Genomic DNA, 13,386 nt, shown 5'->3' with positions numbered 1-13,386 from the left:
GGTGACGGAAACCGTCACCGAGCCACTCCACTACACCTCGATGGGGGTGATGCCTTCCTCCGCGGGGAGGGCGAAGCCCCAGACCTGGGCGTAGAAGGACAGCTCGCCGTCCAGGGCGGTGCGGATGTTCTCCGCGCGCCGGAACCCGTGCTGCTCGCCGGGGAAGAGCAGGTAGGCGTGCGGCACGCCCTTCTCCCGCAGCGCGGCGACGATCGTCTCGGCCTGCTGCGGCGGCACGACGCGGTCCTCCTCGCCCTGGAAGACGGCCAGCGGGGTGTCCAGGGCGCCCACGTGCGTGATCGGCGAGCGCTCGGCGTACACCTCACCCCCGGCCGGGTACGGCGCGACCAGGCCGTCGAGGTACCGCGACTCGAACTTGTGCGTGTCGGCGGCCAGGGCGGCGAGGTCGGCTATGCCGTAGTGGCTGGCGCCCGCGGTGAACACGCCGGGTCGCATCGTCAGGGCGGCCAGGGTCGTGTAGCCGCCGGCCGACCCGCCCCGGATCGCCATGCGCGCGGCGTCCGCCCGCCCCGCGTCGGCCAGGAAGCGGGCGCAGGCGATGACGTCGTCGAGGTCGGCCACGCCCCACCGCCCCTTGAGCGCCTCGCGGTACCGGCGGCCGTAGCCGGTGGAGCCGCGGTAGTCGACGTCGGCGACGCAGAAGCCGCGCGAGGTCCAGTACTGCACCGACAGGGCGAGGACGGACGACGCCGCGGCCGTCGGCCCGCCGTGCACCACGACGAGCAGCGGCGGCAGTTCGCCCTCCGGCGCGGTCACCTCGGGGTTGGTCGGCGGGTAGACCAGCGCGTGCGCCTCGGCGATGCCGGTGCCGCCGTCCTCGGTCGGGAAGGTGACGTGCTCCGGCCGGGAGAACCACGCGGGGTCGAGCCCGAGGTCGCGGGCCGGCCGCAGCACCTTCGCCGTCCCGTCATCGACCCCGACCCGCAGCACCACCGGCTCCGCCGCCGGGCCGCCGGCCACGCACACGACGCCGTCCCCGTCGGCAGCCAGCGAGCCGAACGCGGCGTACGGCAGGTCGAGCTCGCGCAGGTCGCCGTCCGGGCCGAGGACGCCGAGCCGGTCGGCGCCCTCCCGCGCGAAGGCGAGCATGATGCGGCCGTCGTCCAGGAGGGCGAAGCGGCGCTGCCCGAACTGCCACTGCGGGCCGGCGATGTCGCAGCCGACGTCGAGGACCAGCTCGCAACCGCGTCCCGGCCGCCAGCGGTGCAGCGACCACACGTCGGTGGCGTCGCACAGGAACCACAGCGTCCCGTCGGCGGCCCAGGTCGGCGAGACCACGGACTCGCCCGCACCGCCGGCGACGACCGTCTCGGTGCCGTCGGGCGCCCGGACGACCAGCTGCGCGGCGTCCCACGGCATGTCGGGGTGGTTCCACTGCAGCCACGACAGGGTGGCGCCGTCGGGCGCCTGCCGCGGGTCGGAGACGAAGTCGGGCCCGGTGACGAGCACGGTGGCGGTCCCGTCGGGCGCGATCCGCACGACCTCGTTGACGACGTCGGCCGCCGCGCCGCTGTCGGTGTGCGTCTCGCGGACGGCGAGCACGCCCGCCCCGTCGGGCAGGACGGCGAGGTCGGCGAAGCGGACGCCCGCGGGGATCGGCGGCTCCGGGGTCACCGCGACCGGCTCGTCCGCGCCCGGGTCGAGGCGGTACAGGCGCTGATCGGCGAACTCGGTGAACCACAGCGTGCCGCCCGCGACCGTCCACGCCCCGCCGCCGTACTCGTGCACCCGCGTCCGGGCGTTCCACGGCGGGGGCAGGACGTCGGCGCCGTTGCGGACGACCGCCGTCCGGCCGCCCTCGCCGGGGCGGGCCTCTCCCCACCAGACGTCACCGTCGTCGACCGCGACCCCGCTCGGGTGGGCGGCGGCGCGCACGACGAGCTCCGAGGTGAACGGGGTGGGCCAGCTTCCGTAGGGGAGGGGCATGGAGCAAACGGTAGGTGGGGGACACGACGTCTCGCCTGCCCGGTCAGGGGTGCACCCGGGATTACCGTCTGACGCATGCCTGCCCGCACCACGCCGACCCGCCGGCCGGCGGCGTCCTCCCGGAGCCGCTCCGGGTCGACGGCGTCCCGCAAGCGGGCACCCGCCAAACGGCCCGCCGCGGGCGGCCGCAAGCCGGCCGCCCGGAAGAAGTCCAACGGCGGACTGCTGCGCATCGTCGGGGGCAGCTGGTCCCTGCTCGCCAAGGGCGTGGGTGGCCTGGCCCGCTCGATCGCCCGCCCCGAGGAGGCCGAGCCGCTCGGTCCGGAGCACCGTCGCGACGGCGTCGGCCTGGCCGTGCTCGGGCTGGCGGTCGTCCTCGGCGCCGCGGTGTGGACCAACGGCATCGGCCCGGTCGGCGCGGCGATCGCCGACGGCAGCCGCTGGATCGTCGGCTCCGTCGTCGTCGTCCTGCCGGTGTTCTTCTTCTTCGTCTCGCTGCGCCTGCTGCGCCACCCGCCGAACCCGGAGGCGCGCGGCCGTCTCGTGGTCGGCTGGTTCTGCCTGATCGCCGCCGTCCAGGGCATCGCCTCCGTCGTCGGCGGCGGCGCGACGAACGGCCCCTCGCAGGGGCACCCCGGGTCCGGCGGGCTGGCCGGCTGGGCGGTCGGCACCCCGCTGTCCGCCGGCGTGGGCGCCGTCGTCGCCGTCGTCCTGCTCGTGCTGGTCGCCTTCTTCGGCCTGCTGGTCGTCACGGCGACGCCGGTGCACCAGATCCCCGAGCGGCTGCGCGAGCTCGCCGACCGCATGGTCGGCCGCGACTACGACGACGACGAGTACGACGACGACTACGACGACGAGGACGTCGAGGAGCAGCCCACGCGCGGCCGCCGCAAGCCGGCCGTGTCCGAGGACCTCCTCACCACCGGCCCGATCGACCACGCCGCCTTCGCCGAGGCCCCCGAGGCGGTCCGCCACGACCCCGCCGAGGACGTGGTCCCCGTCGGGCCGCCGCCGGTGCCCCGCCCGGCCGTGGTCGACCGGACGGCGCCGCCGGAGGCGCTCGAGCCGGTCACCGAGCCCGAGCAGCTGTCCATCCAGCCCGTCGAGGGCGACTACGTGCTGCCGGCGGTCACGATGCTGCGGCCGGGCACACCGCCGCGGGCGCGGTCGAAGTCCAACGACGTCGCCATCGAGGCGATCACCGGCGTGCTCGAGCAGTTCAACATCGACGCCGCCGTCACCGGCTTCACCCGGGGCCCGACGGTGACCCGCTACGAGGTGGAGCTCGGCCCCGCGGTCAAGGTCGAGAAGATCACCCAGCTGACCAAGAACATCGCCTACGCGGTGGCCAACGACAACATCCGGATCCTCGCGCCGATCCCGGGCAAGTCGGCGGTCGGCATCGAGGTGCCCAACACCGACCGCGAGACGGTCAGCCTCGGCGACGTGCTGCGCTCCGGGGCGGCCAAGCAGGACCCGCACCCGATGCTGGTCGGCCTCGGCAAGGACATCGAGGGCGGCTTCGTCTGCGCCAACCTGGCGAAGATGCCGCACCTGCTCGTCGCCGGCGCCACCGGTGCCGGTAAGTCCAGCTGCGTCAACTCGATCCTGACCTCGCTGCTGATCCGCGCGACGCCGGAGCAGCTGCGGCTGATCCTGGTCGACCCGAAGATGGTCGAGCTCACGCCGTACGACGGCATCCCGCACCTGATCACGCCGATCATCACCGACCCGAAGAAGGCCGCGACCGCCCTGGCCTGGCTGGTCGAGGAGATGGAGCAGCGCTACCAGGACATGCGGGCCACCGGCGTCCGGCACATCGACGACTTCAACCGCAAGGTGACCAAGGGCGAGATCGTCGCCCCGCCCGGCAGCGAGCGGGTGTACCGGGAGTACCCGTACATCCTCGCGGTGGTCGACGAGCTCGCCGACCTGATGATGGTCGCCCCGCGCGACGTCGAGGACTACATCGTCCGGATCACCCAGAAGGCGCGTGCGGCGGGCATCCACCTGATCCTCGCCACGCAGCGGCCGTCGGTCGACGTCGTCACCGGCCTGATCAAGGCCAACGTGCCGTCGCGGCTGGCGTTCTCCACCTCCAGCCTCACCGACAGCCGGGTCATCCTCGACCAGCCGGGCGCGGAGAAGCTCATCGGCATGGGCGACGCGCTCTTCCTGCCCATCGGGGCGGGCAAGCCGATGCGCGTCCAGGGCGCCTATGTCTCCGACACCGAGATCGAGGCGGTCGTCGAGTTCACCAAGCGCCAGGCCGAGCCGGAGTACCGCGAGGAGGTCTTCTCCGCCGGTGCCTCCGGTGAGAAGAAGGAGATCGACGAGGACATCGGCGGCGACCTCGACCTGCTGCTGCAGGCCGTGGAGCTCATCGTCACCAGCCAGTTCGGCTCCACGTCGATGCTGCAGCGCAAGCTGCGGGTCGGCTTCGCCAAGGCCGGCCGGCTCATGGACCTCATGGAGAGCCGCGGCATCGTCGGCCCGTCCGAGGGGTCCAAGGCCCGCGACGTGCTCATCAAGCCCGACGAGCTCGAGGCGACGCTGTTCACGATCCGCGGCGGCGGAGCCGAGTAGAAGGACCCCCTTGCCCCCCATCACCCGCAAGCTCGTGACGGGACCCTGCAAGGGGGCCGTGACACGAGTCCCACGGGCGGCCCGGCGCACAGCACATACGATGGGACGGTGACAGCCCTGCCCCGCCATGCCCGCACCGTGGCGGTGGTGACCCTCGGGTGCGCCCGCAACGAGGTCGACTCCGAGGAGCTCGCCGGCCGGCTCGCCGCCGACGGCTACGAGCTGGTGGACGACGCCGACGCGGCCGATGCCGTCCTGGTCAACACCTGCGGCTTCATCGAGAGCGCGAAGAAGGACTCCGTCGACGCGCTGCTCGCCGCGGGCGACTCGGGCGCTCCCGTGGTGGCCGTGGGCTGCATGGCCGAGCGCTACGGCTCGGAGCTGGCCGGGGCGCTGCCCGAGGCGACGGTCCTGGGCTTCGACGACTACGCGCAGATCGGTGACCGGCTGGACGACGTCCTGGCCGGGCGTCCGCTGGTGCCGCACACCCCGCGCGATCGGCGCACGCTGCTGCCGATCAGCCCGGTGGAGCGGTCCTCGGCGTCGGTCGATGCGGCCATCCCCGGGCACGACTGGCTGCGCCGCCGCCGGCTGTCCGGCGGTCCCTCGGCCGCCCTCAAGCTGGCCTCGGGCTGCGACCGCCGCTGCGCGTTCTGCGCGATCCCGACCTTCCGCGGGGCGTTCGTCTCGCGGCCGCCGGCCGAGGTGCTCTCCGAGGCGCAGTGGCTGGCCGCGCAGGGCGTGACCGAGCTCGTGCTGGTCAGCGAGAACTCGACCTCGTACGGCAAGGACCTCGGCGACCTGCGCTCGCTGGAGAAGCTGCTGCCGCAGCTCGCCGCGGTCGACGGCATCGCCCGCGTGCGCGTCGCCTACCTGCAGCCGGCCGAGCTGCGGCCCGGCCTGCTCGAGGTGATCGCCGGAACCGAGGGGGTCGCGCCCTACTTCGACCTGTCCTTCCAGCACTCCTCGCCGGCCCTGCTGCGCCGGATGCGCCGCTTCGGCGGCACCGACGACTTCCTCACGCTGATCGAGCGCGCCCGGTCGCTCGCGCCGACGGCCGGGTTCCGCACCAACGTGATCCTCGGCTTCCCCGGCGAGACCGAGGACGACGTCGCCGAGCTCGAGCGCTTCCTCTCCGAGGGCCGGCTCGACGCGGTCGGCGTCTTCGGCTACTCCGACGAGGAGGGCACCGAGGCGATCGGCCTGCCCGGCAAGCTCGACCAGGCCGAGATCGACGCCCGCGTCCGCCGGATCACCGACCTGGTCGAGGAGCTCACCGCGCAGCGGGCCGAGGACCGCCTCGGCGAGCGGGTCGACGTCCTGCTGCTCGAGGACCTCGGCGGCGGGGAGTGGACCGGCTCCGCCGCCCACCAGGACCCCGACAGCGACGGCACGACGCTCGTCACCGGGGTGCCCGAGGGCGTCGTCCCGGGCCAGGTCGTGACCGCCGAGGTCGTCGGCACCGACGGCGTCGACCTGGTCGCGGCCGCGCTGCAGCCCGCCGTCGTACCGGCCGGGCGGTGATCGTCGTGAGTGACGTCGCTCCTGACCCGGCCGCGACGCCGCCCCAGACCGCGCGCCTGCTCAACCTGCCCAACACGCTGACCGTGCTGCGGCTGGCGGTCGTCCCGGTGTTCGCCGTCCTGCTGCTCTCCGACCACGGCTCGTCCACCGCCGGCCGCTACTGGGCGACGCTGTTCTTCGCGCTGGCGATCATCACCGACCGCTACGACGGGATGATCGCCCGCCGCCGCGGTCAGGTGACCGAGTTCGGCAAGCTGGCCGACCCCATCGCGGACAAGGCGCTCACCGGCACCGCGCTGATCGGGCTGTCGATCCTCGGGCTGCTGCCGTGGTGGGTGACCGTGGTGATCCTGGCCCGCGAGGTGGGCGTCACGCTGCTGCGGTTCTGGGTGATCCGGCACGGGGTGATCGCCGCCAGCCGCGGGGGCAAGGCCAAGACGGTGCTGCAGGCGCTGGCGATCGGGCTCTACATCCTGCCGCTGACCGGGGTCCTGGCCAGCGCCCGCTGGTGGGTCATGGGTGCCGCGCTGGTGCTCACCGTCGTCACCGGGCTGGACTACGTCTACCGGGCGCTGACGCTGCGCCGCACCAGCGCCCGGGCCATGGCCCGCGCGGCGGCCCGCCGCGAGGCCGGGACGACGGGCAACTCGGGCTCGGTCACCGACACCGCGGCGTGAGCGCCGACCCCGCCGCCGTCCGCGTCCACGGGGCGCTGCTGGCCCGCGGGGAGACCGTCGCCGCCGCCGAGTCGCTGACCGCGGGGCTGTTCTGCGCGACGCTCGCCTCGGTGCCGGGCGCGAGCGCGACGCTGCGCGGGGGCGCCGTCGTCTACGCCACCGACCTCAAGGCGGTCCTGGCCGGCGTGCCCGAGGACCTGCTCGCCGCGCACGGCCCGGTGAGCCCGGAGACCGCCGCCGCGCTGGCCGAGGGCATCCGGGCCACCTGCCGGGCGGACTGGGGCGTCGGGCTGACCGGCGTCGCCGGTCCCGACCCGGTCGACGGGCATGGTCCGGGGCGGGTCTACCTCGGCATCGCCGACGGACGGCGCACCGACGTCACCCGGCTGGACCTGCCCGGGAACCGGCAGGTCGTGCGCGACGGCGCGGTCGCGGCCGCGTTCGCGCGGCTGCTCGACCTGCTGGCCGCGGGTGGGGAACGCCACTCCTGACCCCGGCGTTACGCCGTGAGCGGACGCGCGCCGGTCGGGTGGGTTCCCGTCAGCGGCTCCGCGTACCGTGAGCGCACGGCGCCCCCTCGGGGGCGCCGCCGCTTCCCACTGCAGGACAGGAGACGGCCATGACGCTGCTGCGCACCCAGCTCGGGAACACGCTGCGCGGCCACCGGTTGCGTCAGCGCCGCACCCTGCGCGACGTCTCGGGGAGGGCCCGGGTGAGCCTCGGGTACCTGTCCGAGGTGGAACGCGGGCAGAAGGAGGCGTCCTCGGAGCTGCTGGCGTCCATCTGCGACGCCCTCGACGTCGAGCTCGCCGACCTGCTCGCCGAGGTCAGCGACTCGCTGCGGGCCGGCTCGCCGGCGCCGGCCACCGTCCGCCCGCTCACGCCGTCCGCCGACGAGGCGACCGAGACCGCGGCCGAGCAGCCCGCTGCTCCGGCGGCCGCCGCCGAGCCCGCGCTGGCGCTCGTCGGCGCCGGTCAGTCCGCACGGGCCGCCGCGCGTCGCGGTGGGGCGGTCTCGCTGGCCGCCTGACGCGGCCGTTGTCGTCCCACCCGCCCGCGCACGTCCCGGGAGCGCACACCCGCGGCGGCAACGCGATGAACCGCACCCGCCGCGGGCTGCTCGACGGCGCCGCCCGGGCGTTCGCCGCCTCCGGCCTGCGCCGGGCCACCATGCAGTCGATCGCGGGCGCCGCCGGGGTCGCCAAGGCCACGCTCTACAACCACTTCCGGACCAAGGACGAGGTCGCCCGCGCGCTGCTGGACACCGAGCTGGACCGGCTGACCGCCCTGGCGGCCGGGCTCCCGCCGGCCGAGGCGCTCGCCGCCCTCGCCGACGAGTGCGCCGGGCACCCGGTGCTGCGCCGGCTGGCCGAGACCGAGCCGGGGCTGCTCGCCGGGCTGCTCGGCACCGACCGCTGGCCCGAGCTGACCGGCCGGCTCGCGAGCGCCCTGGGGGTGGACGACGAGGCCGCCGAGCTGGCCGCCCGCTGGCTGCTGGGCGTCGTCCTGCAGCCCGGCCGCTCGGGGCTCCGGCACCGGGCCGCCACCCGGCTGGCCGCCGTCCTCGCGGAGCCGCCGCCGCTCGCCTACTGAACCGCGGTGAGCACCGTGCGGTCCGCGCCCGGGCCGGCGTGGCCGGGGGAGACCGCGGCGTGCGCCCCGAGCCGCGCGGCCAGCGCGGTCACCGCCGGGTCGCCGGGCACCACGACGGCCTGCACCGCCCGCGCGCCCAGCCTCGTGGCCAGGCCTGCGAACCGGTCGAGCAGCGCGCCGGCCACGCCGGTGCGCCGGAACGCCGGGTGCACCGCCAGGGCGTGGACGACGGCCAGCCGGTCGACGGTCACCACCCCGAGCAGGTAGCCGGCGTCCCGGTCGTCGGGCGTGCGCGCGACCGCGCCGAAGCCGCCGAACTGGGCGAAGAACACCGGGTCGTGCCGGGCGCGGACCTCGTCCTCGTCGAGCCGGGTGCCTGCCCAGAACTCGCCGGCGGCAGCCAGCAGGCGCGTGCGCAGCGCCGTGGCGGAGAGCTCCTCGATGCCGACCAGCCGGAGGCCCGCGCTCACCGCCCGGCCAGGGAGCCGCGCGCCGCCGTCAGCTCGGCGCGGGTGGGCGGGTCGGCGCCGATCCGCGTGCAGTTGAGGGCGGCCACCAGCGCGGCGTCGTCCAGGATCGCGGTCAGCCGCTCGTCGTCGAGGTCGTCGAGCGCGGCGCGGGTGGTGATCCCGGCATCCAGCAGCCCGCTGAGCAGCCCGGCGGCCAGCGAGTCGCCGGCGCCCACGGTGTCGGCGACGGTCACCCGCGGCGGCCTCCGGTGCAGCAGGGGGCGGCCGGGGCGAGCGATCCGCAGCGGCGCCCCGCCGTCGGTGAGCAGCACCAGGCCGGGGCCGCGCTGCGCCCACTGCTGCGCGGCGGCGTCCAGGTCCGCGGTGCCCGGCTCCAGCCAGCCGAGGTCCTCGGCGCTGACCTTGACGACGTCGGCCCGGGCGACGAGCCGGTCGAGCCGCTCGCGCACCGCGGCGGCGCTGTTGCCGAGGCTCGCCCCGACCGGCCCATCGGCGAGCATCGGCCGGATGTTGGGGTCGACGCTGATCAGCGTGCGGCCCTCGTCGTCCAGCCGCGCCACCAGGGCCGCGATGGCGTCGCAGCCGGGCGGCGTCCAGCTGGAGATCGAGCCGACGTGCAGGATCCCGGGGAGCTCGCCGAACACCGCGGCGAGCTCGGCGTCGGTCCACTGCCAGTCCGCCGCGCCGAGCACGTGGAAGCCGTAGTCGGGCGAGCCGTCGGGGCCCAGGCCCACGACAGCGAGGCTCACCGGCTCGTGCGCCGTCACCAGGCCCTCGAGGCCCACCCCGGAGAGCTCGGCGTGCCGGCGCAGCGCGGGCGCCAGCGGCCCGGTGCCCAGCCGGGCGAGCAGCCGCACCGGCGCGCCGAGCCGGCCCGCGGCCACCGCGACGTTGAGCGCGTTGCCGCCCGGGCGGGCGATGTAGTGCGGCGCCGTCCCCTCCGGTCCGGCGTCCGCGGACGGGTTCGGGAGCAGGTCGACGACGAACTCACCGAGGACGCTCAGCACCGCGTTTGCTGGGGGCACGGCGGAACACTAGCGACGGGAACCCGGCGGGGAGCCGAGCAGTTGCCCGCGGTAGCGGATCACCTGGGACGATGAGGTGACGACGTCACACGCTCGCGGTCCGGCCGGAACCGCGCCGGACAGGAGGAACGATGCCCAACCCGTTCGTGAAGCTGTGGAAGTACCTCACGGCCTCGGCCAACGCCAAGATCGACGAGAAGGCGGATCCGAAGATCCAGATCGCCCAGGCGATCGAGGCGGAGCAGCAGCGCCACCAGGCGCTGGCCAACCAGGCCGCCGCGGTGCTGGGGAACCAGCGCCAGCTGGAGATGCGGCTCAACCGCCAGCTCGGTGAGGTGGAGAAGCTGCAGGCCTCGGCCCGCCAGGCGCTGGTCCTCGCCGATCAGACCCGCGGCAAGGGCGATGCGGCCAAGGCGGGGGAGTACGAGAACGCCGCGCAGGCCTTCGCCACCCAGCTGGTCGCCGCCGAGCAGGCGATGGAGGACCTCAAGCGCAGCCACGACGAGGCGCTGCAGGCCGCCGAGCAGGCCCGCGGCGCCGTCGAGCAGAGCCGCATGCGGCTGCAGACGACGCTGGCCGAGCGCACCAAGCTGATGAGCCAGCTCGAGCAGGCGAAGATGCAGGAGCACGTCGCCAGCTCGCTCAAGCAGGTCAACGAGCTCTCCGCGCCCGGCAACACGCCCAGCCTGCAGGAGGTCCGAGACAAGATCGAGGCCCGCTACGCCAACGCGCTCGGGCAGGCCGAGCTGGCGCAGACCTCGGTCGAGGGCCGGATGCTCGAGGTGCAGAAGGCGACCCTCGACGTCGCGGGCGCGTCCCGGCTGGACCAGATCCGCGCCTCGATGAACGCCGGCCCGGCCGCGGTCGAGGGCAGCTCGGCCGCCGCGGCGATCGAGCAGGGCACGCCGCCGGTCGAGCAGCCGGCCGCCGAGGCGCCGGTCGCGGAGCCGGTGGAGCGCCAGGAACCGACCGTCTAGCTCCGCTCGTGTCGGGCTTCGCCTACCCACCCGACGTCTACGCCGGCGACGGCGGGGAGGTCAGCGCCGTGCTGCGGCGCGCCGACCAGCCGCCGGAGCTGGCGCACGCGTCGGGTGGGGGCGCGGCCTACCTCGCCACGGGGGCGACCACGGGCGGCGCCTTCGGGCTCTACCGGTGGGACATGGGCCCACGGCCGAGCGGGCCGTCCCCGCACTTCCACCGCAGCCTCACCGAGTCGTTCTACGTGCTCTCCGGCGCCGTCCGGCTCTTCGACGGCGCCCGGTGGGTCGACGCGACCGCCGGGGACTTCCTGTTCGTGCCGGAGGGCGGCGTCCACGGATTCCGCAACGAGTCCGGCGAGCCGGCGTCGATGCTGATCCTGTTCACGCCGGGCGCGCCGCGGGAGGACTACTTCGAGACGCTGGCCGACGCGGTGCGCCGGGAGGCGATGACGGAGGAGGACTGGACGGCGTTCTACCTCCGGCACGACACCTTCTGGGTGGACGGTTCCTAGCGCGCGGTGATCGGCGGCGGCCGGTCCGGTTCACCGGTGCGCGCGCCCGGGTCGATGGGGGAGCGGGCGGCCTGGCAGCGGGGGCACCACCACGTGACCCGCTCCTGGGTGTCCGGTCCCTGCTCGCCGAGCAGGATCGTCGTGCCGCAGCGGCGGCACGGCTTACCGCGCCGGCCGGCGACCCAGTGGTCCTCCCCGCGGCGCAGGCTGCCCGTGGTGCTCTGCGCGGGACGGTCCCGGTTGGCCCGCATGAGGGTGCGGGCCCGCTCGACCAGCGCTCGCAGGTCGGGCACGTCGGAGACCCGCGCCCACGGGTGCACGCCGCAGAGGAACAGCGACTCGACCTTGTAGACGTTGCCGATGCCGGCCAGGTTGCGCTGGTCGAGCAGCGCCACGCCGATCTGCTCGTCGGGCCGCGCGGCCAGCCGGCGCAGCGCCTCCTCGAGGTCCCAGTCCGGGCCGAGGACGTCGGGGCCGAGATGCCCGACCAGCGAGCCCTCCTCCGCCGTCGGGACCAGGGCCAGGTCGTGCAGCCGGTAGCCGACGCAGTCGTGCTCGCCGGTGGTGAGCACCGCCCGGATGTCGTACGCCGGCCCGCCGCGCCATTTCCCCCCGGCGAGGTAGATGTGCCAGCTGCCGTCCATGCGGAAGTGGGTGTGCAGCGTCCGGTCGTCGGCCAGCCGGATCAGCAGGTGCTTGCCTCGGGGGACGACCTCGCGCACCCCGACGCCGGCCAGGTCGACCGCGGCCAGCCGGGGGACCCGCAGTTCGCCGCGGCGCAGCGTGGCGCCGGCCAGCGCGCGGTGCATGCGCTGGGCGGCCAGCCAGACGGTGTCTCCCTCGGGCACGGCCACCAGTCTGCTCCGCGGGGACGCCGGTCGTCGGCGCAGCTCACGGCGGTGTGAGGCCGCCGACACCCGGGATGGAACCGGCCGCCGCACGCGCTGAGCACTGGCGTGGAAGGAACCACGCGACTGCGCACCCTGCTGGCCGGCCCCGCCCCGGCGCCGGTGGCCGAGCCGGTGACCGTGACCGTGGCCCGCGTCGTCCGGCCCGACCGGCGGCAGGCGTTCGAGCGGTGGGCGGCGCACGCCCTCGCCATGGCGTCGTCCTTCCCCGGCAACCTCGGCGCGACGCTGCTGCACCCGGGTGCGGCCAGCTCCGAGTACCACCTGGTCTACCGGTTCGCCGACGACGAGTCCCTGGCCGGCTGGGAGCGCTCGCCCCAGCGGGCGGCGCTGCTCGCCGAGCTCGCGGAGATGGTCGACGAGGAGCGCTACGCCCGCGTCGAGGGCCTCGACAGCTTCTTCACCCGCCCGGCCGCGCCCGGCCCGCGCTGGCGCGCCACGCTGCTCACCATCGCCGCGGTCTTCGGGATCACCTCGCTGTTCCAGCAGCTGGTGACCCCGCACCTGACGAGCTGGCCGCTGGAGGCCCGGCTGGCGCTGTCCGCGGTCGTGGTCGTCGTCCTGCTCGGCTACGTGGTCATGCCGGCGCTGACGCGGCTGTTCCGCCGCTGGCTCCAGCCGCGCCGGCCCTGACCTCTGGCCCTCCGCCCTACGGTGAGGCATGGGCGCCCCCGCTGGCTGCGGTCCGGCCAGGCGGGGACGCGTGTGGCAGGTGGCGGTCTGCGGCACCCGCAAGCGGCTGCACGGGGACGACGCCGGCGCCGAGTTCGTCCGCTTCGTCACCGTCGGGGTGTCGAGCAGCCTCGTCTACTTCGCGCTCTTCCTGTCCCTGCGCGGGATCGGGCCGGTGCCGGCCAATGTGGTCGCGTTCGTGGTCTCCTCCGTCCTCGCCACCGAGCTGCACCGGCGGGTGACCTTCCACGCCGGCGGCCGGGTCGGCTGGCTGGCCGCCCAGTGGGAGGCCGGGGGCCTGGCGGTCGCGGGGCTGCTGGCCACCAGTGCCGCCCTGGCCGCCCTCGACGGGGTGCTCGGCACCGCCTGGTGGGCGCAGCTGGTGCTGATCGCGGCGGTCACCGGGGCGATCGGCCTGATCCGGTTCGCCGCGCTGCGGCTCTGGGTCTTCTCGGGGCACCCGCACCGGCCTGCGGTCTCGCCGTCCTGACG

14 protein-coding genes are annotated in these 13,386 nt (G+C 75.3%); 10 read left to right on the top strand and 4 right to left on the bottom strand.

Annotation, left to right across the window (positions count from 1 at the left end):
- Window positions 1–30: 30 nt before the first annotated feature.
- Window positions 31–1,947, bottom strand: coding sequence for a prolyl oligopeptidase family serine peptidase (locus AB3388_RS20915; protein ID WP_495407248.1), 1,917 nt, complete (start codon window positions 1,945–1,947; stop codon window positions 31–33).
- Window positions 1,948–2,022: 75 nt separating this feature from the next.
- On the opposite strand from AB3388_RS20915, the gene AB3388_RS20910 reads away from it, so the two are divergent.
- The 6 genes from AB3388_RS20910 (at window position 2,023) to AB3388_RS20885 (ending at window position 8,327) form a co-directional block, all read left to right on the top strand.
- Window positions 2,023–4,533: a DNA translocase FtsK gene (locus AB3388_RS20910; RefSeq protein WP_495407247.1), complete on the top strand. Its 2,511-nt coding sequence runs from the start codon at window positions 2,023–2,025 to the stop codon at window positions 4,531–4,533.
- A gap of 108 nt (window positions 4,534–4,641) precedes the next feature.
- Entirely contained in the window at window positions 4,642–6,057 is a 1,416-nt protein-coding gene (gene rimO, locus AB3388_RS20905; RefSeq protein WP_495407246.1) for a 30S ribosomal protein S12 methylthiotransferase RimO, read from the top strand.
- 5 nt (window positions 6,058–6,062) lie between these two features.
- Window positions 6,063–6,734 carry a CDP-diacylglycerol--glycerol-3-phosphate 3-phosphatidyltransferase gene (gene pgsA / locus AB3388_RS20900; RefSeq protein ID WP_495407245.1) on the top strand — a complete coding sequence of 224 codons (672 nt, stop codon included), beginning with the start codon at window positions 6,063–6,065 and terminating at the stop codon, window positions 6,732–6,734.
- Window positions 6,731–7,225, top strand: coding sequence for a CinA family protein (locus AB3388_RS20895; RefSeq protein WP_495407244.1), 495 nt, complete (start codon window positions 6,731–6,733; stop codon window positions 7,223–7,225). Before pgsA ends, AB3388_RS20895 begins: the two co-directional genes overlap by 4 nt.
- A 128-nt stretch (window positions 7,226–7,353) precedes the next feature.
- Window positions 7,354–7,764: a helix-turn-helix domain-containing protein gene (locus tag AB3388_RS20890; protein WP_495407243.1), complete on the top strand. Its 411-nt coding sequence runs from the start codon at window positions 7,354–7,356 to the stop codon at window positions 7,762–7,764.
- A gap of 65 nt (window positions 7,765–7,829) precedes the next feature.
- Complete coding sequence (locus AB3388_RS20885; RefSeq protein WP_495407242.1) at window positions 7,830–8,327, top strand: TetR family transcriptional regulator; 498 nt, start codon at window positions 7,830–7,832, stop codon at window positions 8,325–8,327.
- Here the strand turns inward: AB3388_RS20885 and AB3388_RS20880 are convergent.
- A complete protein-coding gene (locus AB3388_RS20880) occupies window positions 8,321–8,797 on the bottom strand; it encodes a GNAT family N-acetyltransferase (protein ID WP_495407241.1) in 477 nt (158 codons plus the stop codon). The genes AB3388_RS20885 and AB3388_RS20880 overlap by 7 nt on opposite strands.
- On the bottom strand, window positions 8,794–9,822 hold the full coding sequence (locus AB3388_RS20875) for a PfkB family carbohydrate kinase (protein WP_495407240.1): 1,029 nt from the start codon (window positions 9,820–9,822) through the stop codon (window positions 8,794–8,796). Before AB3388_RS20875 ends, AB3388_RS20880 begins: the two co-directional genes overlap by 4 nt.
- A 131-nt stretch (window positions 9,823–9,953) precedes the next feature.
- Between AB3388_RS20875 and AB3388_RS20870 the strand changes: the two genes are divergently transcribed.
- Window positions 9,954–10,799, top strand: coding sequence for a PspA/IM30 family protein (locus AB3388_RS20870; RefSeq protein ID WP_495407239.1), 846 nt, complete (start codon window positions 9,954–9,956; stop codon window positions 10,797–10,799).
- An 8-nt stretch (window positions 10,800–10,807) separates the two neighbouring features.
- Window positions 10,808–11,314 carry a cupin domain-containing protein gene (locus AB3388_RS20865; protein ID WP_495407238.1) on the top strand — a complete coding sequence of 169 codons (507 nt, stop codon included), beginning with the start codon at window positions 10,808–10,810 and terminating at the stop codon, window positions 11,312–11,314.
- Here the strand turns inward: AB3388_RS20865 and AB3388_RS20860 are convergent.
- Window positions 11,311–12,162, bottom strand: a complete 852-nt coding sequence (locus AB3388_RS20860; RefSeq protein ID WP_495407237.1) for a DNA-formamidopyrimidine glycosylase family protein — start codon at window positions 12,160–12,162, stop codon at window positions 11,311–11,313. The two genes, AB3388_RS20865 and AB3388_RS20860, sit on opposite strands and share 4 nt — an antisense overlap.
- A 108-nt stretch (window positions 12,163–12,270) precedes the next feature.
- On the opposite strand from AB3388_RS20860, the gene AB3388_RS20855 reads away from it, so the two are divergent.
- Window positions 12,271–12,855, top strand: coding sequence for an antibiotic biosynthesis monooxygenase (locus AB3388_RS20855; RefSeq protein WP_495407236.1), 585 nt, complete (start codon window positions 12,271–12,273; stop codon window positions 12,853–12,855).
- A gap of 70 nt (window positions 12,856–12,925) precedes the next feature.
- Window positions 12,926–13,384, top strand: a complete 459-nt coding sequence (locus AB3388_RS20850; RefSeq protein WP_495407235.1) for a GtrA family protein — start codon at window positions 12,926–12,928, stop codon at window positions 13,382–13,384.
- Window positions 13,385–13,386: the final 2 nt, after the last annotated feature.

It is taken from the genome of Geodermatophilus sp. SMS 5-13 (assembly GCF_059428245.1).
The sequence above is the reverse complement of the archived record's forward strand: the minus strand, read 5'-3'. Positions and strand labels throughout refer to the sequence as shown.